Annotated in this window: 16 protein-coding genes; 6 read left to right on the top strand and 10 right to left on the bottom strand. The window is 58.6% G+C overall.

Annotated features, from left to right (window positions below):
• Window positions 1-25: 25 nt before the first annotated feature.
• From kefF to folA, 3 genes are all read left to right on the top strand, one after another.
• Window positions 26-559, top strand: a complete 534-nt coding sequence (gene kefF / locus FHW76_RS19115) for a glutathione-regulated potassium-efflux system oxidoreductase KefF (RefSeq protein ID WP_047667413.1) — start codon at window positions 26-28, stop codon at window positions 557-559.
• Window positions 552-2417 carry a glutathione-regulated potassium-efflux system protein KefC gene (gene kefC / locus FHW76_RS19110; RefSeq protein WP_012542877.1) on the top strand — a complete coding sequence of 622 codons (1866 nt, stop codon included), beginning with the start codon at window positions 552-554 and terminating at the stop codon, window positions 2415-2417. Before kefF ends, kefC begins: the two co-directional genes overlap by 8 nt.
• A gap of 174 nt (window positions 2418-2591) precedes the next feature.
• A complete protein-coding gene (gene folA, locus FHW76_RS19105; protein ID WP_008807476.1) occupies window positions 2592-3071 on the top strand; it encodes a type 3 dihydrofolate reductase in 480 nt (159 codons plus the stop codon).
• 292 nt (window positions 3072-3363) lie between these two features.
• Here folA and apaH read toward each other — a convergent pair whose 3' ends face one another.
• Genes apaH through lptD form a run of 6 tightly spaced genes read right to left on the bottom strand, consistent with a single transcriptional unit; the run spans window position 3364 to window position 10099 of the window.
• The gene (apaH, locus tag FHW76_RS19100) at window positions 3364-4212 is read right to left on the bottom strand and encodes a bis(5'-nucleosyl)-tetraphosphatase (symmetrical) ApaH (protein WP_008807475.1); all 849 of its coding nucleotides are present in this window, start codon (window positions 4210-4212) and stop codon (window positions 3364-3366) included.
• Between the two features lie 4 nt (window positions 4213-4216).
• On the bottom strand, window positions 4217-4594 hold the full coding sequence (gene apaG, locus FHW76_RS19095; protein ID WP_004204274.1) for a Co2+/Mg2+ efflux protein ApaG: 378 nt from the start codon (window positions 4592-4594) through the stop codon (window positions 4217-4219).
• 2 nt (window positions 4595-4596) lie between these two features.
• Window positions 4597-5418, bottom strand: coding sequence for a 16S rRNA (adenine(1518)-N(6)/adenine(1519)-N(6))-dimethyltransferase RsmA (rsmA, locus tag FHW76_RS19090; RefSeq protein ID WP_008807474.1), 822 nt, complete (start codon window positions 5416-5418; stop codon window positions 4597-4599).
• Entirely contained in the window at window positions 5415-6404 is a 990-nt protein-coding gene (gene pdxA, locus FHW76_RS19085) for a 4-hydroxythreonine-4-phosphate dehydrogenase PdxA (protein ID WP_012542876.1), read from the bottom strand. Before pdxA ends, rsmA begins: the two co-directional genes overlap by 4 nt.
• A 5-nt stretch (window positions 6405-6409) precedes the next feature.
• Complete coding sequence (gene surA / locus FHW76_RS19080) at window positions 6410-7696, bottom strand: peptidylprolyl isomerase SurA (protein ID WP_008807472.1); 1287 nt, start codon at window positions 7694-7696, stop codon at window positions 6410-6412.
• A gap of 54 nt (window positions 7697-7750) precedes the next feature.
• Window positions 7751-10099: an LPS assembly protein LptD gene (gene lptD, locus FHW76_RS19075; RefSeq protein ID WP_008807471.1), complete on the bottom strand. Its 2349-nt coding sequence runs from the start codon at window positions 10097-10099 to the stop codon at window positions 7751-7753.
• Between the two features lie 243 nt (window positions 10100-10342).
• On the opposite strand from lptD, the gene djlA reads away from it, so the two are divergent.
• Complete coding sequence (gene djlA, locus FHW76_RS19070) at window positions 10343-11170, top strand: co-chaperone DjlA (protein WP_008807470.1); 828 nt, start codon at window positions 10343-10345, stop codon at window positions 11168-11170.
• 32 nt (window positions 11171-11202) lie between these two features.
• Here the strand turns inward: djlA and FHW76_RS19065 are convergent, their stop codons facing one another.
• Together FHW76_RS19065 and FHW76_RS19060 are read right to left on the bottom strand one after the other, a co-directional pair.
• On the bottom strand, window positions 11203-11901 hold the full coding sequence (locus FHW76_RS19065; protein ID WP_008807469.1) for a response regulator: 699 nt from the start codon (window positions 11899-11901) through the stop codon (window positions 11203-11205).
• Window positions 11891-13516, bottom strand: coding sequence for a sensor histidine kinase (locus tag FHW76_RS19060; RefSeq protein WP_022066140.1), 1626 nt, complete (start codon window positions 13514-13516; stop codon window positions 11891-11893). Before FHW76_RS19060 ends, FHW76_RS19065 begins: the two co-directional genes overlap by 11 nt.
• 323 nt (window positions 13517-13839) lie before the next feature.
• On the opposite strand from FHW76_RS19060, the gene FHW76_RS19055 reads away from it, so the two are divergent.
• Together FHW76_RS19055 and citX are read left to right on the top strand one after the other, a co-directional pair.
• The gene (locus tag FHW76_RS19055) at window positions 13840-15204 is read left to right on the top strand and encodes a 2-hydroxycarboxylate transporter family protein (RefSeq protein ID WP_008807467.1); all 1365 of its coding nucleotides are present in this window, start codon (window positions 13840-13842) and stop codon (window positions 15202-15204) included.
• 179 nt (window positions 15205-15383) lie between these two features.
• A complete protein-coding gene (gene citX / locus FHW76_RS19050; protein WP_008807466.1) occupies window positions 15384-15923 on the top strand; it encodes a citrate lyase holo-[acyl-carrier protein] synthase in 540 nt (179 codons plus the stop codon).
• A gap of 42 nt (window positions 15924-15965) precedes the next feature.
• Here citX and rluA read toward each other — a convergent pair whose 3' ends face one another.
• Window positions 15966-16625 carry a bifunctional tRNA pseudouridine(32) synthase/23S rRNA pseudouridine(746) synthase RluA gene (gene rluA / locus FHW76_RS19045; RefSeq protein ID WP_008807465.1) on the bottom strand — a complete coding sequence of 220 codons (660 nt, stop codon included), beginning with the start codon at window positions 16623-16625 and terminating at the stop codon, window positions 15966-15968.
• Window positions 16626-16637: 12 nt separating this feature from the next.
• Entirely contained in the window at window positions 16638-19544 is a 2907-nt protein-coding gene (rapA, locus tag FHW76_RS19040; RefSeq protein ID WP_008807464.1) for an RNA polymerase-associated protein RapA, read from the bottom strand.
• Window positions 19545-19615: the final 71 nt, after the last annotated feature.

Raw genomic sequence — 19615 nt, 5'->3', positions numbered from 1 at the left:
GACAAGAGCAAACGCAGGCCAATCAATGATTCTGATAATTTATGCGCATCCTTATCCGCAGCATTCTCATGCGAATAAGCGAATGCTTGAACAGGCAGGGACGCTTGAAGGCGTAGAGATACGCTCCCTCTATCAACTCTATCCCGACTTTAATATCGATGTCGCCGCCGAGCAGGCGGCGCTGGTCCGTGCCGATCTGGTTATCTGGCAGCACCCTATGCAATGGTATAGCGTACCGCCGCTGCTCAAGCTGTGGATGGACAAAGTGTTGGCGCACGGCTGGGCCTATGGTCACAACGGTATTGCCCTGCGCGGTAAATCGCTGATGTGGGCGGTGACCACCGGCGGCGGTGAAAGCCACTTCGACATCGGCTCATTCCCCGGTTTTCCGGTGCTGGCGCAGCCGTTGCAGGCAACCGCGCTTTACTGCGGAATGAAATGGCTGCCGCCGTTCGCCATGCACTGCACTTTTATCTGCGATGACGAAACGCTGCAGGCGCAGGCCCGCCATTATCGTCAACGCTTAATCGACTGGCAGGAGGCACACCAGAATGGATAGCCATACGCTGATACAAGCGCTGATTTACCTGGGCGCCGCGGCGCTGATTGTGCCCATCGCCGTCCGCCTGGGGCTGGGGTCGGTGCTGGGCTATCTGATCGCTGGCTGTATTATCGGCCCGTGGGGGCTGCGGCTGGTGACTGACGCCGAGGCGATTCTGCACTTTGCCGAGATCGGCGTGGTGCTGATGCTGTTCGTGATTGGTCTGGAGCTGGATCCGCAGCGGCTGTGGAAGCTACGTGCCTCGGTGTTCGGCGGCGGCGCGCTGCAGATGGTGGCCTGCGGGGTATTGATCGGTCTGTTCTGCATGCTGCTGGGCCTGCGCTGGCAGGTGGCCGAGCTGATAGGCATGACCCTGGCGCTCTCTTCCACAGCCATTGCGATGCAGGCGATGAATGAGCGCAATCTGACGGTGTCGCAGATGGGGCGGAGCGCCTTCGCGGTGCTGCTGTTCCAGGATATCGCGGCGATCCCATTGGTGGCGATGATCCCCCTGCTGGCGGCCAGCGGCGGCGCCACCTCGCTGGTGGCGTTTGCCCTCTCCGCGCTGAAGGTGGCCGCGGCGCTGGCGCTGGTGGTGGCCCTGGGGCGCTATCTGACCCGTCCGCTGCTGCGCTTTGTCGCCCGTTCCGGCCTGCGCGAAGTGTTCAGCGCCGTGGCGCTGTTCCTGGTCTTCGGCTTTGGATTGCTGCTGGAGGAAGTCGGGCTGTCGATGGCGATGGGGGCGTTTCTCGCCGGGGTGCTGCTGGCCAGCTCCGAGTATCGTCATGCGCTGGAGAGCGATATCGAGCCGTTTAAAGGGCTGCTGCTGGGGCTGTTCTTTATCGGCGTCGGCATGTCGATTGACTTCGGCACTCTCGTGACCCATCCGCTGCGTATCGTTATTTTGCTGGTCGGTTTCCTGGCGATAAAAATGCTGATGCTGTGGCTTATCGCCAGGCCGCTGGGCGTGCCACGCGCCCAGCGCCGCTGGTTTGCGGTGCTGCTGGGGCAGGGAAGCGAGTTCGCGTTTGTGGTCTTTGGCGCCGCGCGGATGGCGGATGTGCTGGACGGCGAATGGGCTAAGGCGCTGACCCTGGCGGTGGCGCTGTCGATGGCGGCAACGCCGGTCTTGCTGGTCCTGCTGACCCGTCTGGAGAAATCGGCCAGCGGCCAGGCGCGGGATGCTGACGAGATTGATGAAGAGCAGCCGCGGGTGATTGTTGCCGGCTTTGGCCGCTTCGGGCAGATTGCCGGGCGACTGTTGCTCTCCAGCGGGGTGAAGATGGTTATCCTCGATCACGACCCGGATCATGTTGATACCTTGCGCAAATTTGATATGAAGGTTTTCTACGGCGATGCCACCCGGGTCGACCTGCTGGAATCGGCCGGCGCCGAAAAGGCGGAAGTACTGATCAATGCCATAGACGATCCGCACGTCAGCCTTGAGCTGGTGGAAAGGGTAAAAGAGCATTTTCCGCATCTGCAGATCATCTCCCGCGCCCGCGATGTCGATCATTACATCAAGCTGCGCCAGGCTGGCGTCGAGGCGCCGGAGCGTGAAACCTTCGAGGCGGCGCTGAAGTCCGGCCGAATGACGCTGGAGGCGCTGGGACTCGGCGCCTATGAAGCCCGCGAGCGGGCCGATCTGTTCCGTCGCTTCAACCTGCAGATGGTCGAAGAGATGGTGGCGATGGCGGAAAACGACGCGGCGTCGCGGGTGGCGGTCTTCAAGCGGACCAGCGATATGCTCACCGGCATCATCAACGAAGATCGTCATCATCTGTCGCTGGTGCAGCGTCACGGCTGGCAGGGGACGGAAGAGGGCAGGCACACCGGGGATATTGCCGATGAGCCGGAAAATAAGCCCTCAGCCTGACGCTCGTCAGTAACATTTTGTTTTCCGTTTAGAACCGGTTCTGGCGGCCCACGGTGTGAACGTGGGCTTGCCAGCAAATCAGAAAATTTTCTTATTCTTTACCTTCCGGCCAGTCGACGAAGTAGTACGCTTTCCGTATAGTGGCGACAATTTTTTGCACTCGGGAATGAATGAATGATCAGTCTGATTGCGGCGTTAGCGGTAGATCGCGTCATTGGTATGGAAAACGCCATGCCATGGAACCTGCCTGCCGATCTCGCCTGGTTCAAACGCAACACGTTAAATAAGCCGGTGGTGATGGGGCGTCTGACCTGGGAATCCATTGGGCGCCCGTTGCCGGGGCGTAAAAATATCGTGATCAGCAGCAAACCCGGCAGCGACGATCGCGTGCAGTGGGTCTCCTCAGTGGAGGAAGCGATTGCTGCCTGCGGCGATGTGGAAGAGATTATGGTGATTGGCGGCGGCCGCGTTTATGAGCAGTTCCTGCCGAAAGCGCATAAGCTCTATCTGACGCACATTGATGCGGAAGTGGAAGGCGATACCCATTTCCCGGATTACGACCCGGACGAGTGGGAGTCGGTGTTCAGCGAGTTTCATGACGCTGACGCGCAGAACTCCCACAGCTACTGCTTTGAGATCCTCGAACGCCGTTAAGCGGGAAGGATAGCAATGAAAAAACCCCGGTCGCGCCTGGCGTGACCGGGGTTTTCTTTTGCGTGAATTCCGCGACGAAGGCGCAATCAGTATCTCGTCATGTTCCCCGTCGCGGGCTTCGTCTTTCGGGAGCGCTGTCCGGGCGACAAATCGCAAGGAAATGTAGGTCGGGTAAGGCGTGAGCCGCCACCCGACACAAAAGTGGCTCCGCGCCCGCCGTTCTTGCCCGGGGCGACAAATCGCAAGGCAATGTAGCCCGGATAAGGCGCAACGCGCCGCCATCCGGGAAGACTCAGGACGCGACGGCTTCGCCTTCGTCGAGGCTTTTCTGGCGGTTCGACGGCTGGGTGAAGTACTGCTTATCTTCCCAGCGCAGGCAGGTGAGTTCCCCGCCCCAGCAGCAGCCCGTATCCAGGGCGTAAATCCCCTCCGGCGTACCGCGTCCCTCCAGTGAAGCCCAGTGGCCAAAGGCAATGCTGTAGGCATTGCTGACCGGGCCAGGAATGGCAAACCACGGCTTCAGCGGCGCTGGGGCGTCCTCGGGCGCCTCTTTCGAATACATATCCAGCTGGCCGTTGGGGAAGCAGTAGCGCATGCGGGTAAAAGCATTAGAGATAAAGCGCAGGCGCGCCAGACCGCTCAGCTCGTTGCTCCAGTGATTCGGCATATCGCCATACATGGCATCGAGGAAGAAAGGGTAGGAGTCGCTGGAGAGCACCGCTTCTACATCGCGCGCGCACTGCTGGGCGGTCTCCAGATCCCACTGCGGCGTGATGCCTGCGTGGGCCATCACCAGCTTTTTCTCTTCATCCACCTGCAGCAGCGGCTGGCGACGCAACCAGTTGAGCAGCTCGTCGGCATCCGGGGCTTCCAGCAGGGATTTCAGACGATCCTTCGGCTTGTTACGGCTGATACCGGCGAAGACGGCCAGCAGGTGGAGATCATGGTTGCCCAGCACCAGTCGCACACTGTCGCCCAGAGATTTGACATAGCGCAGGACCTCCAGCGACCCCGGGCCACGGGCCACCAGATCGCCGGTCAGCCATAGCGTATCGGTGCTCGGGTCGAATTCAACCTGCGCTAATAATGCGATCAGTTCATCGTAGCAACCGTGAACGTCGCCAATAAGGTATGTTGACATTGTTTTAATGAATGAGCGTTGGAACTGCGAGACGGAACACAGGGATCTCGATACGGAACGGCGCGCCGTCGATATCGATCATCTCATAATGACCCTGCATGGTTCCCAGCGGCGTTTCGATGACCGCGCCGCTGGTATATTGATATTCACCGCCAGCGGGAATATGTGGTTGCTCGCCGACCACCCCTTCACCCTGAACTTCAGTCTCACGACCGTGGCCGTTAGTGATGAGCCAGTAGCGGCCAAGCAGCTGAACCTGACTCCGCCCCAGATTGCGAATGGTGACGGTATAAGCGAAGACGTAACGCTCTTCTTCCGGAGAAGACTGCGATTCGATATAGACGCTTTGCACCTGAACGCAAACACGAGGCGAATTAATCATGGTTAGCTCTCCTTCGAAGGCAGATTGTTGGATAACCAGTTGGCCATCTTACAGTACTGCTCTACAGAAATATTTTCCGCACGCACTGCCGGGTCGACGCCCAGCTCGGTCAACACTTCAACGCTAAACAGATTGCCGAGACTATTGCGGATGGTCTTACGGCGCTGGTTGAAGGCTTCGGTGGTGATGCGGCTCAGTACCCGGACCTCTTTTACCGGATACGGCATGGTGCGGTGCGGCACCAGGCGAACCACCGCGGAGTCAACCTTAGGCGGCGGGGTAAACGCGCTCGGCGGCACTTCGAGTACCGGGATCACCTGGCAATAATATTGCGCCATCACGCTTAACCGACCATACGCCTTACTGTTCGGCCCGGCAACCAGACGATTGACCACTTCCTTCTGCAGCATAAAGTGCATATCGGCAATGGCATCAGTATAGCTGAACAGATGGAACATTAGCGGCGTCGAGATATTGTACGGCAGGTTGCCGAAGACGCGCAGCGGCTGGCCCATTTTCTCCGCCAGTTCGCCGAAGTTCATGGTCATCGCATCCTGCTGATAGATGGTCAGCTTCGGTCCGAGGAACGGGTGCGTCTGCAGGCGAGCCGCCAGATCGCGGTCCAGTTCGATAACGGTCAGCTGGTCAAGACGTTCGCCGACCGGTTCGGTCAGCGCGGCGAGACCCGGGCCGATTTCAACCATCGCCTGGCCTTTCTGCGGATTAATCGCCGAGACGATGCTGTCGATCACAAACTGATCGTTGAGGAAGTTCTGCCCGAAGCGTTTACGGGCTAAATGGCCCTGATGGACTCGATTATTCATTGGGTATTAACAATCATTTTGATGGCGAGATTAAGCGCCGTGATAAAACTGCCGACGTCCGCTTTTCCCTGACCCGCTAATTCCAGTGCGGTGCCGTGGTCGACGGAGGTACGAATAAAAGGTAAACCGAGCGTAATGTTCACGCCGCGGCCAAAGCCCTGGTATTTTAGCACGGGCAGGCCCTGATCGTGGTACATCGCGAGTACCGCATCGGCATGGTCAAGGTATTTGGGCTGAAAGAGGGTGTCTGCCGGCAGCGGACCGCTGAGGTTCATCCCCTTCGCGCGCATCTCTTCCAGCACCGGAATAATGGTGTCTATCTCTTCCGTTCCCATATGGCCGCCTTCGCCAGCGTGCGGGTTAAGCCCGCAAACCAGCACATGCGGCTGGGCAATGCCAAATTTCGTGCGCAGATCGTGATCGAGAATGGTGATGATCTCGCGCAGCAGCTCGGGCGTTATTGCTTCGCTGATGGCTTTCAACGGCAGATGGGTCGTCACCAGCGCCACCCGCAGCTCCTCGGTCGCCAGCATCATTACCACTTTGCTGGCCTTCGCGCGCTCTTCGAAGAACTCGGTATGACCGGTGAAGGCGATGCCGGCGTCGTTGATGTTGCCTTTGTGCACCGGGCCGGTCACTAACGCCGCAAATTCGCCGCTAAGGCAGCCGTCGCAAGCGCGCGCCAGCGTTTCCACGACATAGGCGCCGTTTTGCACGTTCAGCACGCCGGGTTCCGCCGGAACGTTCAGCGGTACGTTAAGCAGCGTCAGCGTACCAGCGCGTTGCGGAACGGGCGGTTGCGCAGGATCGTATGGGAGGAGAGATAAAGGAAGACCGAGCCGCTGGGCTCGGTCAGTTAACAGGGCGCCGTCGGCGCAGATCACCAGCTCAACTGGCCAGTCGCGCTGGGCAAGCTGCACGACCAGGTCAGGGCCAATCCCGGCGGGTTCGCCGGGAGTGATGACAACTTTACGGATTTCAGGCATCGATATTAGTTGCTCAGAATTTTAACATACGCACTGGCGCGCTGTTCCTGCATCCAGGTTGCCGCTTCTTCAGAGAATTTGCGGTTCATCAGCATGCGGTATGCACGATCTTTCTGCGCGGCGTCGGTTCTGTCGACCTGACGGCTATCCAGCAGTTCGATCAGATGCCAGCCGAAGGAGGAGTGCACCGGTCCGCTGGTCTGCCCTTTGTTCAAACGCATCAGCGCATCGCGGAATGCCGGATCGAAGATGTCCGGCGTCGCCCAACCTAAATCACCGCCCTGGTTTGCTGAACCCGGATCTTCAGAGAACGCTTTCGCCGCTTTGGCGAAGGTGGTTTTCCCGCTCTTAATGTCAGCCGCGATTTGTTCCAGTTTGGCCTGGGCCTGGGCATCATTCATGATCGGCGACGGCTTAAGCAGAATATGACGGGCATGCACTTCGGTGACGGAGATGTTCTGAGTCCCGCCGCGCAGGTCGTTGACTTTCAGAATGTGGAAGCCGACGCCAGAGCGGATCGGGCCGACGATATCCCCTTTTTTGGCGGTGCTTAACGCCTGGGCGAAAATACCAGGCAGCTCCTGGATACGACCCCAGCCCATCTGGCCTCCCTTCAGCGCCTGTTGGTCAGCGGAGTAGGTGATGGCCAGTTTACCGAAGTTAGCGCCGTTGCGCGCTTGTTCAACGATGGCATTTGCTTGCTCCTGAGCTGCGGCAACTTCATCCGCGGTCGGGTTTTCCGCCAGCGGGATCAGGATGTGGCTCAGGTTAAGCTCGGTGCTGGCATCGTTCTGGTCGCCAATCTGTTTTGCCAGCGCTTCGACTTCCTGCGGCAGCACGGTGATACGGCGACGCACTTCATTGTTACGCACTTCCGAAATCAGCATCTCTTTGCGGATCTGGCTACGGTAGGTGTTGTAGTTGATGCCTTCATAGGCCAGACGGCTGCGCATCTGATCCATGGTCATATTGTTTTGTTTGGCGATGTTGGCGATGGCCTGATCGAGCTGGTCGTCAGAGACCTTCACGCCCATCTTCTGCCCCAACTGCAATACGATCTGGTCCATGATCAGTCTTTCGAGGATTTGATGGCGCAGTGTCGCGTCATCCGGCAGCTGTTGGCCAGCCTGACCCGCATTGAGCTTAACTGATTGCATCAAACCATCGACGTCGCTTTCCAGCACGACGCCATTATTGACGACGGCCGCTACTTTATCGACCACCTGAGGGGCAGCGAAACTGGTATTCGCGATCATGGCGATACCGAGAAGCAGCGTTTTCCAGTTCTTCATACTTTTTCCATTTCAATTAACCGCAAATGCGGACGATGTTGTAAACCAGCCGCATCACAGGGAGCTCTGGTACGGTAAAATGTTCGAACGCAGCATCTGCTGGGTGCCGAGGCCGTAGTTAGAGCTCAGACCGCGCAATTCAATATTGATTCCGAAGGTGTTGTCGTATTTGCTCTCGCCGCCGTTGTTGTTGCTATCCCAGCCGTTGACTTTACGTTCGTAGCCAAGACGGATGGCGTAGCAGCAGGAGTTATACTGAACACCCAACATCTGGTTTGCTGCTTTCCGGGTATTGGTATCGAAGTAGTATGCCCCGACCACGGACCAGCGATCGACGATCGGCCAACTGGCGGTCATCCCCACCTGCGAAATACCCTGTTTATATTGTGCCGCCGTGGAATATGAAGGCAGTGTAGCCTGAATATATTCCGGGCTGGCGTAACGATAGTTAAGCTGGACTAAGCGGTTTTCATCGCGACGGTATTCAATGGTGCCGTTACCGGTGGCGACGTTATCCAGACGGGTGTCGTACTGGATCCCTCCGCGTAAACCCCAGTCATCGGCGATGCGCCAGTAGGTATCGCCGGCCCATACCAGTGAACCCGTGGTGTCGTTGTTCTCCCAGTTGATGTTGTCATCACCGGTGCGTGACTCGGTGAAATAGTAGATTTGACCAACGGAAATATTAAAACGTTCCACGGCGGCGGCATCATACACGCGAGAGGTGATGCCGGTAGTGACCTGGTTGGCTGACGCGATGCGGTCCAGACCGCTATAGGTACGGTCGCGGAACAGGCCGGTGTAGTCCGACTGCAATAGCGTGGAGTCGTAGCTACCGATTTCACTCTGATCGCGGTACGGCACGTACAGATACTGCATGCGCGGTTCCAGCGTTTGGGTGAATCCCTCCTGCAGGTCGCGTTCAAAGACCATTTTACCGTCGATTTTAAACTGCGGCATTACGCGGCTGACAGACTCTTTGTAGTCAGTGCCGTTGGCGGCGTTGTACTTATCGAGGTTGCTCTGCTGGTAGTGGGTCGCCAGCAGCTTGGCTTCAGTATTCAGACTGCCCCAGGCGTTGGACAGCGGCAGGTTGATCGTCGGTTCGAGGTGAACGCGGGTCGCTTCCGGCATGTTGTTATTCGAGTTAACAAAATGGGCGACCTGACCGTACAGATGGGTATCGAACGGGCCGACATCGTTCTGGTAGTAGTTGATGTCGAGCTGCGGCTCAGCCGAGTAGGAGTTGCTCGATTCCCGGTCAAAGACCTGGAACTGCTTGGTCGATACCGTCGCGTCAAAGTTCTGATTGACGTAACCGGCGCTGAATTTCTGCGTCGCATAGCCGTCGGTACTGGAACCATATTTCGAGCTGAAATCGTTGAAGTAGTCAGGATCGCTGACCTTGGTGTAGTCAGCGTTCAGACGCCATACCTGATCGATAACCCCGGAGTGGTTCCAGTAGAACAGCCAGCGGCGGCTGTTGCTGTCGCTCGAATGATCGTCTTCGTAGACTTTATCCGACGGCAGGTAGTCGAATTCAGTTAAGCCGCTGCCGAGCTGGGTCAGGTAGCGGAATTCGTTTTCCCACATCACGCCGCCGCGTTTGTTCATATAGTGCGGGGTGATAGTGGCATCGAAGTTCGGCGCAATGTTCCAGTAGTACGGCAGGGAGAATTCCACACCGTTTTTGGTACTGTATTTGGCGTTCGGGATCAGGAAACCGGAACGACGTTTGTCGCCCACCGGCAACTGCAGGTAAGGGCTGTAGAAAATCGGTACTGAGCCCAGCTTAAAGCGGGCGTTCCAGATCTCGGCAACCTGCTCTTCACGGTCGTGGATGACTTCGCTGCCCACGACGCTCCAGGTGTCGGAGCCCGGCAGACAGGAGGTAAAGCTGCCGTTTTCCAGAATGGTATAGCGGTTTTCGCCGCGCTGTTTCATCAGGTCCGCCGTGCCGCGTCCCTGGCGTCCGACCATTTGATAATCGCCCTGCCAGACGTTGGTATCTTTGGTGTTCAGGTTTGACCAGGCTTTAGGCCCTTTGAGGATCACCTGGTTATCGTCGTAATGGACGTTGCCCAGCGCATCCACCGTTCGCACCGGTTGCGCCTGGCCCGCGGCCTGCTGCTGATGCAGCTGCACTTCGTCGGCACGCAGGCGGCTGTTCCCCTGGTTAATATCGACGTTGCCGGTGAAGACGGCATTATCCGGGTAGTTGCCCTTCGCATGATCGGCGTTAATCGTCACCGGCAGATCGCCAGGCCGCCCTTCCACGAGCGGACGATCAAAGCTTGGCACGCCAAGCATACATTGCGTTGCGAGATCGGCAGCGAGGCCTTGTTGACTATACAAGGCGCTGGCAATCATCGTAGCCAGGAGGCTGGGAATACGTTTTTTCATACGTTGTATTTATTGTTCCATCATCTTGTGGCAGCGGCTTGCAAACGGTCAGAGCCTAACTTACTCAACATTATCACGCTAGTGTTAATCCTGCCCGTTTCGAGCCCGAGCGTTAGGCACCCTGTTGAATGACGAGTATGATAAAGCAAATTATAGGCTATGTCCCACAATTGACCGAGGCGCGAGTGCCGGGTAACGTGCGGTCATATTCGAGCTTAACGGCGATAAACAGTTGGGGAGTCTATGCAGTATTTGGGTAAAGTGATTGGCGTGGCAGTGGCTTTGCTGATGGGCGGTGGGTTTTGGGGTGTCGTGCTCGGCTTCCTGGTGGGCCATATGTTTGACCGGGCGCGCAGTCGCCGGTTGAATCTCTTCGCCAATCAACAGGAACGCCAGTCGCTCTTCTTTTCCACCACCTTTGAAGTGATGGGGCATCTGACCAAATCCAAGGGTCGCGTCACCGAAGCTGATATTCATGTCGCCAATGTGCTGATGGATCGCATGAACCTGCACGGCGCATCGCGTACGGCGGCGCAGCAGGCGTTTCGCGACGGCAAGGCCGACAACTATCCGCTGCGCGAGAAGATGCGTCAGCTGCGCAGCGTCTGCTTTGGGCGCTTCGATCTGATTCGGATGTTTCTGGAAATTCAGCTGCAGGCGGCGTTCGCTGACGGCGAATTGCACCCCAACGAACGTGAAGTGCTGTTCGTCATCGCTGACGAGCTTGGCATCTCCCGCGCCCAGTTCGATCAATTCCTGCGGATGATGCAGGGCGGCGCCCAGTTTGGCGGCGGTTCGCAGCAGCAATCGTATGGTCAGCACGGCGGCAATGCCGGCTGGCAGCAGGCGCAGCGCGGGCCAACCCTCGAAGATGCCTGCAATGTGCTGGGGGTGAAACCGACCGATGACGCGGCGACGGTGAAGCGCGCCTATCGTAAGCTGATGAACGAACATCATCCGGACAAGCTAGTGGCGAAAGGGCTGCCGCCGGAGATGATGGAGATGGCCAAACAGAAAGCTCAGGAGATCCAGAAGGCCTGGGAGCTGATCAAAGAGCAGCGCGGCTTCTGAGTTTTCCCGCCCCTCCCGTCCGGCGAGGGGTTTTAGTTTTTAGGCTGTGCGCGTCGGTACAGCCGCCGCGGATGGCCGATTTTTCCATACAGCATCTCCACTTCCAGAAAGCCGGTCTCGACACCGTGTTCCAGATAGCGCCGGGCGGTGGTTTTGCTGAGCCCGGCGGCGCTGACCACCTCATCGACGGAAAAACAGTGTGCTTCCCGGCCGCTAAACAATCCCTGCACCAGCGCCAGCGTCTTCTCTTCAATGCCCTTACTGCCGCTATCCACGCGGAAGTTCTTCGCCTGCAGTTGGTAGAGAGAATCGACGTTCTGCTGATCGACGATTTTCCATTCCCGCTGCTGATCGTAAAACTGGATAAAGCGCTCAAGCGACTGGCTCAGCCGCTTCCAGGAGACGGGCTTAAGGATATAGTCGAAGGCGCCGTTGCGGATGGCCAGGCTGCAGGTTTCCATATCGCTGGCGGCGGTGATAAAGATCACTGAGCAATGGGTGGTTGCCAGCACCGGGTCGGTCATCAGCGTGACGCCTTTGCCGTCCGGTAAATAATTATCCAGCAGCACCAGCTGCGGCGGACTGGCGTGGAGCAACTGCCGCGCCTGGGCGAGGGAGGCCGCCATGCCTGCCAGCCGCAGTCGCGGGTGTTTTTGCACAAGCTCGGCGTGCAGGCGCGCCAGCTCGCTCTCATCTTCAATGATCAGCACATCGACCAGGTCATGATGCATTGTGGGCCTCCGTTTGCGGACAGGCGGGCGCGTCGGCCGGGATAAACAGGGTGAAGATGGTTCCCCGCGGCGCGTTGTCGGCGACTTCGATGGTGCCGCCCGCCTGAGTGACATAATGTTCAATAAGATACAGACCAATGCCGTGATCGCCACGGGTTTTGGTGGTCACGCCGCGTTCAAAAATGCGGTCGCGAATATCGGGACGAATGCCGACGCCGCGGTCAGCCACTTCGATGATCAGTTCCCGGGCGTTGAGCTGAATCAGCACTTCCACCGGCTCGTGCGGCAGCTCGGCGCGCTGCGTGGCTTCGATGGCGTTATCCAGCAGGTTGCCGATGATGGAGATCAGTTCGGATTCCTTTAACGACGGCAGCGGACGATCGATACGACAGGCCGGGTCGAAGCTCAGGGCCACGCCTTTTTCGCGGGCGCGGGTCGCTTTGCCCAACAGCAGGCCGCACAGTGTCGGCGAGTGGAAGTGCGAGGAGATGAAGTCCAGCAGCTCCTGGGCATGCTCCGACTGGGCCTGAATATAGCGGATCGCTTCGTCATAGTGACCCATATGCAGCAGACCGGAGAGGGTGGTCATCCGGTTGAGCTGCTCGTGGCGCATGATGCGCAGGTTGTCGACATAGCGCTTCACCTGGCTGAGCTGGGCGGTGAGGGCATTGATTTCGTTGCGGTCGCGGAAGGTGATCACCCAGCCCTGCAGCGTATTCTCCAGCATAATGCGCACCCGGCTGGCGAGCACGGTCAGCTGGTTGAAGCGGCACAGCTCGTCATGAGTGTCACGCTCGAGCATGTCGCCGCTGGCGAAAAACGGCTGCGGCGAAATGACGCTGTCGATTGACTGGCCGCGCAGCTGACGGGCAGGCTGGCTGAGCCCCAGCAGGCTGCGGGCGGCATGGTTAATCACCTCAATGCGCCGCTGGTGATCGATGACGATCACCCCTTCAAAGATCGACTCCATCATTGCCTTTTGCTGACGTACCAGCAGGCCTATCTCCCGCGGCTCGAGCGAAAAAATCTGCTTCTTGATGCTGCGGGTAAAGTACCAGGAGAAGATAAACAGGGCGATGAGCAGCAGGATGGCGGCGATAAAAATATTGATCACTTTGGTCAGCGTGATGCTGTCGAGATAGCTGGTGAGGTAGCCAACGGAGACAATGCCGATCACCTGCCCCTCGTCATCGACGATGGGCGTTTTGCTGCGCAGCGAGACGCCGAGGCCGCCTTTGCGAATGGTGGTGATGGAGTGCCCCTCCAGCACCGCCTGATTGTCGCCGCCGACCAGCCGCGTACCAACCCACTCCGGATGGACGGAGTGAAACAGATGCACGCCCTGCCGATCGCCGATGACGATAAAACTGGCGTCGCTATGGGCGGCGATTTGCTGCATAAACGCCCGGATCGCCTGCGGATCGTGCTGGCTGACCTGCTGACGCAAATTTGGCATCAGGGCTATCTCTTCAGCCTGAATTTTGGCCCGGCCACTCATCTCCTGATACAGCTGGCGGCTGGCGTCAAAATAATAATAAATGCCCAGCGCTATAAAGAGGACCGAGAAAAAGGCGACCAGCGAAATAAACAGCTTATATTGAAAAGAGAGCTTCATAGGTCCCGTACTGCGTATTCACCATATCGGCACTCTATCATTTTTCTGTCACGTGACGTAAATGTTAAGAAGAAGTTGTGATCGTCTGCGCAGGCGCTGGCTGTCGGCGGGGGACTCAGTGGAAATAACGCGTCAGGGAGAATAAAAACCATAAAAACCACAATAATAAATCAGAGATATATCACCCCTTAGCGGTTCCGTGAATAGAAACCATAAAAACCATAGTGACCATTAAAACTTCTTTTTTAATCTGGGGAGCTTCACATTAACGACGCCGCTGTCCCTTTACGCTGAAAATGAATAATAACGACAGGGCTGAATTTATGAGCACCACAGACAATGCATTCTCTGCAACCCTTGAACCGATCAATACGCCGAAAACCACGCTGAAGCAGCGCTGGTGGCACATCATGGATAACTGGAAGGTAGGGATCGTCCCGCTGCCGCTGTTTTTGCTGGCCGGGGGGCTGATTGCCCTCGACTGCCTTGGCGGTAAACTGCCGAGCGATATCGTGGTGATGGTGGCCACCCTGGCTTTCTTTGGCTTCGCCTGCGGCGAGTTTGGTAAGCGCCTGCCGGTGCTGGGAAAACTCGGCGCGGCGGCGATCTGCGCCACTTTTATTCCTTCCGCGCTGGTCCACTACGGTCTGCTGCCGGATGTGGTTGTGGAATCCACCACCAAATTCTATAAATCCACCAATATCCTCTATCTCTACATCTGCTGCATCATCGTCGGCAGCATCATGAGTATGAACCGTACCACGCTGATTCAGGGCTTTCTGAAGATCTTCTTCCCGATGCTGTGCGGCGAAGTGGTTGGCATGCTGGTGGGCATCGGCGTCGGCACGCTGCTGGGCATGGAGCCGTTCCAGGTGTTCTTCTTTATCGTGCTGCCGATCATGGCCGGTGGCGTGGGGGAAGGGGCGATCCCGCTGTCAATGGGTTACGCCGCGCTGATGCATATGGAGCAGGGCGTGGCGCTGGGCCGGATATTGCCGATGGTGATGCTCGGCAGTCTGACGGCGATCGTTATCTCCGGCTGCCTCAACCAGCTCGGCAAGCGCTCCCCGCATCTCACCGGTGAAGGGCAACTGATGCCGAACCGCAGCAATGAAACCCGTAGCCTCGGCGAGAGCGAAGGCGTGAGCGGCAAAACCGACGTCGGGACCCTGGCCTCCGGCGCGCTGCTGGCGGTGCTGCTGTATATGATGGGGATGCTTGGCCACAAACTGATTGGCCTGCCGGCGCCGGTGGGCATGCTGTTCCTCGCGGTGCTGTTAAAGCTGGCTAACGTTGTTTCTCCACGCCTGCAGGAGGGATCGCAGATGGTGTATAAATTCTTCCGCACCGCGGTGACTTACCCGATCCTCTTTGCCGTCGGCGTGGCGATCACCCCGTGGCAGGAACTGGTAAACGCCTTCACGCTGACCAACCTTCTGGTGATCGTCAGTACCGTCTCGGCGCTGGTGGCGACCGGGTTCTTTGTGGGTAAAAAAATAGGGATGCACCCGATCGATGTGGCGATTGTCTCCTGTTGCCAGAGCGGGCAGGGCGGCACCGGCGATGTGGCGATCCTGACCGCCGGTAACCGCATGAGCCTGATGCCGTTCGCGCAGATCGCTACCCGCATCGGCGGGGCGATAAATGTCTCGCTGGGACTGCTGTTCCTCAGCCACTATCTGGCGTGATTAAACGCTGCGCTAAGCGATAAATCTGCCATTTTCCGCTACAGAACGCAGAAAATATCTGCGTTCTGTATCCTAAATGCTCCGCATTTAGCGTTACAATCAGCGCGCGATCGGCTATCGCATCCATCATCATGACAGCCCAGGCGCTGTCGCATTTATCATATGTAGGAGAGGAATTAATGTCAGTGGATACTCCCGCCCAGGCGGGCGTCAGCATCGATGCATTGCTGGCGGCGAAAGAGCAGCGTGCAGCCCGCCAGGCTGACTGGCTGGCCCATTATCAGCAGCCTGTTATTTCCCTGACCCTGGTGACCCCGGGGGCGGTGAAAGACAGCATTCGCTATCGCAACATGATGGGCGTTGCCCTCCAGGCCTGCGACCAGCTGCTGTGGAAGCACCGCTGGCAAGCGCTGGATCGTCAGGTGCTGTGGTTGCCGACCGGGCCCGAAGCGCTGTGGTGCGTGGCGCACCCGGCCAGCGAAATCAAAGCGATGTGCAGCACGCTGGAGCAGAGCCATCCGCTGGGACGCCTGTGGGATATCGATGTGATCTGTCCACAGAACGGGCAGGTGGGACGTCAGTCGCTGGGTGAGTCGCAGCGCCGCTGTCTGCTGTGTGATGAGCCGGCGCACGCCTGCGCGCGCAGCCGTCGCCACGACACCGATCTCGTCGTGGCGCGCGTTGAGCAGATGATTGATGCGTGGTTTGCCCGCGACTAACGGGTCAGTATTCCCCGGCGGCAAGGCGCTACCGGGGACATCCTAAAAGTCGACCGGCGCGCGAAAGGTCATCGCGTTGCCGTAGGCAGGGTGGGTGATGGTGAGCGTCTCGGCGTGCAGCAGCAGACGCGGGGCCATCGCCAGCGCCTCCGGCGTGGCGTAAAAGCGGTCGCCAAGGATCGGATGCCCCAGCGCCAGCATATGCACGCGCAGCTGATGCGAGCGCCCGGTAATCGGCTTCAGGCGCACGCGGGCGGTGTTGTCCTCCGCGTACTCCAGCACCTCATACTCGGTTTGCGCCGCTTTGCCGGTTTCGTAGCACACCTTCTGCTTTGGCCGGTTCGGCCAGTCGCAAATCAGCGGTAAATCCACCAGACCTTCCGCCGGCTGCGGATGGCCCCAGACGCGGGCGACGTACTGTTTTTTCGGCTCGCGCTCGCGGAACTGACGTTTCAGCTCACGCTCCGCGGCCTTATTCAGCGCCACCACAATCACGCCGCTGGTGGCCATATCCAGGCGATGCACCGATTCGGCCTGCGGGAAGTCGCGCTGAATGCGCGTCATCACGCTGTCTTTATGCTCCTCAAGACGACCGGGTACGGACAACAAGCCGCTCGGCTTGTTGACCACCATGATGTGCTCATCCTGATACAGGATCACCAGCCAGGGATCCTGCGGCGGATTGTAGTTTTCCATCGCCATGTTCGCGTTCCGTTACTGGTGGGTGACGACGATCAGACGCAGCGCGTCCAGACGCCATCCGGCCTGCGCCAGCGCATCCATCACCTGCTGACGGTTGCTTTCGATCGCCGCCAGTTCGTCGTCACGGATGTTCGGATTCACCGCCTTCAGCGCTTCCAGACGCGACAGCTCCGCCGTCAGCTTTTCATCGGCTTCGTTACGCGCTGCGTCGATCAGCCCCTGCGCCGCTTTGGCGATCTGCGCTTCGCCCTGTTGCAGAATGGCGTGAACGTCCTGCTGCACCGCGTTGACCAGTTTGCTGCCGGTGTGGCGGTTGACCGCGCTCAGCTGGCGGTTGAAGCTTTCAAATTCCACCTGGCCGGCGAGGTTGTTGCCGTTTTTATCCAGCAGCAGGCGAACCGGGGTCGCCGGCAGGAAGCGGTTAAGCTGCAGCTGCTTCGGCGCCTGCGCTTCGACGACGTAGATCAGCTCCAGCAGCAGGGTGCCGACCGGCAGCGCCTTATTCTTCAGCAGGGAAATGGTGCTGCTGCCGGTATCGCCGGAGAGGATCAGATCCAGACCGTTGCGGATCAGCGGATGTTCCCAGGTGATGAACTGCGCATCTTCACGCGACAGCGCCACGTCACGCTCGAAGGTGATGGTGCAGCCGTCTTCCGGCAGGCCCGGGAAATCCGGGACCAGCATATGGTCGGACGGGGTGAGGACGATCAGGTTTTCACCGCGGTCGTCCTGGTTGATGCCGACGATATCGAACAGGTTCATCGAGAAGGCGATCAGACTGGTGTCGTCATCCTGCTCTTCGATGCTCTCCGCCAGCGCCTGCGCTTTCTCGCCGCCGTTGGAGTGGATCTCCAGCAGACGGTCGCGGCCCTGCTCCAGCTGCGCCTTCAGGGCGTCATGCTGTTGGCGGCAGGATTTGATCAGATCGTCAAAGCCATCGGTGGATTCTGGCGCCGCAAGATAGTTGATCAGTTCATCATGGACGCTGTCGTAGACGGTACGGCCGGTCGGGCAGGTATGTTCGAAGGCGTCGAGCCCTTCGTGATACCAGCGCACCAGCACCGACTGCGCGGTCTTTTCCAGGTATGGAACGTGGATCTGGATATCGTGCGCCTGACCGATACGGTCGAGACGGCCGATACGCTGCTCCAGCAGATCCGGGTTAAACGGCAGGTCGAACATCACCAGGTTGCTGGCGAACTGGAAGTTACGTCCTTCGGAGCCGATTTCGGAGCACAGCAACACCTGCGCGCCGGTGTCTTCTTCGGCAAACCACGCCGCGGCGCGGTCGCGTTCGATAATCGACATCCCTTCATGGAACACCGCGGCGCGGATGCCTTCGCGCTCGCGCAGCACCTGCTCCAGCTGTAGCGCGGTGGCGGCTTTGGCGCAAATCACCAGGACCTTCTGCGAGCGATGGCTGGTCAGGTAGCCCATCAGCCACTCGACGCGCGGGTCGAAGTTCCACCAGGTGCCGGTATCGCCTTCAAATTCCTGATAGATCTGCTCCGGATAGAGCATGTCGCGCGCGCGCTCTTCCGCGGTTTTGCGGGCGCCCATGATGCCAGAGACCTTGATGGCCGTCTGGTACTGGGTCGGCAGCGGCAGACGAATGGTGTGCAGTTCGCGCTTCGGGAAGCCTTTCACGCCGTTACGGGTGTTTCGGAACAGCACGCGGCTGGTGCCGTGGCGGTCCATCAGCATCGAGACCAGCTCCTGGCGCGCGGCCTGAGCGTCTTCGCGGTCGCTGTTGGCAGCCTGCAGCAGCGGCTCGATATCCTGCTCGCCGATCAGATCGCCAAGGGTATTGAGTTCGCTATCGCTCAGCGTGTTGCCCGCCAGCAGCAGGGCGACGGCATCGGCGACCGGGCGGTAGTTTTGTTGTTCTTCAACAAACTGGGCAAAATCGTGGAAGCGGTTTGGATCCAGCAGACGCAGGCGCGCAAAGTGGCTCTCCATCCCCAACTGTTCCGGCGTCGCGGTCAGCAGCAGGATGCCCGGCACGCGCTCGGCCAGCTGTTCAATGGCCTGATATTCACGGCTCGGCGCCTCTTCGCTCCACACCAGGTGGTGCGCTTCGTCGACCACCATCAGGTCCCATTCGGCGTCGCACAGATGCTCCAGGCGCTGTTTGCTGCGGCGCACGAAGTCTAAAGAGCAGATCACCAGCTGTTCGGTTTCGAACGGGTTGTAGGCATCGTGCTGCGCTTCGGCGTAACGTTCGTCGTCGAACAGTGAGAAACGCAGGTTGAAACGGCGCAGCATTTCCACCAGCCACTGGTGCTGGAGGGTTTCCGGGACCACAATCAGCACGCGCTCGGCGGCGCCGGAGAGCAGCTGCTGGTGGAGGATCATCCCGGCTTCGATGGTTTTACCTAAGCCCACTTCATCGGCCAGCAGGACGCGCGGCGCGTGACGACGGCCCACGTCGTGGGCGATGTTCAGCTGATGCGGGATCAGGCTGGTGCGCTGGCCGCGCAGGCCGCTCCACGGCATGCGGTACTGCTCGCTCTGGAACTTACGCGCACGGTAGCGCAGGGCAAAGCGGTCCATACGGTCAATTTGACCGGCAAACAGGCGGTCCTGCGGCTTGCTGAACACCAGTTTGCTGTCGAGCAGCACTTCACGCAGAGTCACGTTCGCTTCCTGGGTGTCCAGGCGAGTACCGGTGTAGGACAGCAGCCCGTTCTCTTCATTCACTTTGTCAACGTGGAGCTGCCAGCCTTCATGGCTGGTAATGGTGTCGCCCGGGTTAAACATCACGCGGGTGATCGGGGAATCGTTGCGAGAGTACAGACGGTTTTCGCCGATGGCGGGGAAAAGGAGAGTGACCATGCGCGCATCCAGCGCTACCACCGTCCCTAATCCTAGTTCGCTCTCTGTGTCGCTAATCCAGCGTTGACCAAGTGTAAAAGGCATATGTGTTCGGCTCTTTGTTCTTTAATTGCAGGCAATAGTTGATCATCTCCATGAATAATCGGAGATGCGTC

It is taken from the genome of Klebsiella sp. RC2 (genome assembly GCF_014192815.1).
Lineage (GTDB): Bacteria > Pseudomonadota > Gammaproteobacteria > Enterobacterales > Enterobacteriaceae > Klebsiella > Klebsiella variicola.
The sequence above is the reverse complement of the archived record's forward strand: the minus strand, read 5'-3'. Positions and strand labels throughout refer to the sequence as shown.

Bases quoted from the DNA above. Each gene is read 5' to 3' on its own strand.
- pdxA (WP_012542876.1), bottom strand. From the start codon at position 6,404: ATGCCTGAAATCCGTAAAGTTGTCATCACTCCCGGCGAACCCGCCGGG.
- djlA (WP_008807470.1), top strand. From the start codon at position 10,343: ATGCAGTATTTGGGTAAAGTGATTGGCGTGGCAGTGGCTTTGCTGATG.
- rsmA (WP_008807474.1), bottom strand. From the start codon at position 5,418: ATGAATAATCGAGTCCATCAGGGCCATTTAGCCCGTAAACGCTTCGGG.
- FHW76_RS19060 (WP_022066140.1), bottom strand. From the start codon at position 13,516: ATGAAGCTCTCTTTTCAATATAAGCTGTTTATTTCGCTGGTCGCCTTT.
- kefF (WP_047667413.1), top strand. From the start codon at position 26: ATGATTCTGATAATTTATGCGCATCCTTATCCGCAGCATTCTCATGCG.
- apaH (WP_008807475.1), bottom strand. From the start codon at position 4,212: ATGTCAACATACCTTATTGGCGACGTTCACGGTTGCTACGATGAACTG.
- folA (WP_008807476.1), top strand. From the start codon at position 2,592: ATGATCAGTCTGATTGCGGCGTTAGCGGTAGATCGCGTCATTGGTATG.
- surA (WP_008807472.1), bottom strand. From the start codon at position 7,696: ATGAAGAACTGGAAAACGCTGCTTCTCGGTATCGCCATGATCGCGAAT.
- kefC (WP_012542877.1), top strand. From the start codon at position 552: ATGGATAGCCATACGCTGATACAAGCGCTGATTTACCTGGGCGCCGCG.
- apaG (WP_004204274.1), bottom strand. From the start codon at position 4,594: ATGATTAATTCGCCTCGTGTTTGCGTTCAGGTGCAAAGCGTCTATATC.
- FHW76_RS19055 (WP_008807467.1), top strand. From the start codon at position 13,840: ATGAGCACCACAGACAATGCATTCTCTGCAACCCTTGAACCGATCAAT.
- FHW76_RS19065 (WP_008807469.1), bottom strand. From the start codon at position 11,901: ATGCATCATGACCTGGTCGATGTGCTGATCATTGAAGATGAGAGCGAG.
- lptD (WP_008807471.1), bottom strand. From the start codon at position 10,099: ATGAAAAAACGTATTCCCAGCCTCCTGGCTACGATGATTGCCAGCGCC.
- citX (WP_008807466.1), top strand. From the start codon at position 15,384: ATGTCAGTGGATACTCCCGCCCAGGCGGGCGTCAGCATCGATGCATTG.
- rapA (WP_008807464.1), bottom strand. From the start codon at position 19,544: ATGCCTTTTACACTTGGTCAACGCTGGATTAGCGACACAGAGAGCGAA.
- rluA (WP_008807465.1), bottom strand. From the start codon at position 16,625: ATGGCGATGGAAAACTACAATCCGCCGCAGGATCCCTGGCTGGTGATC.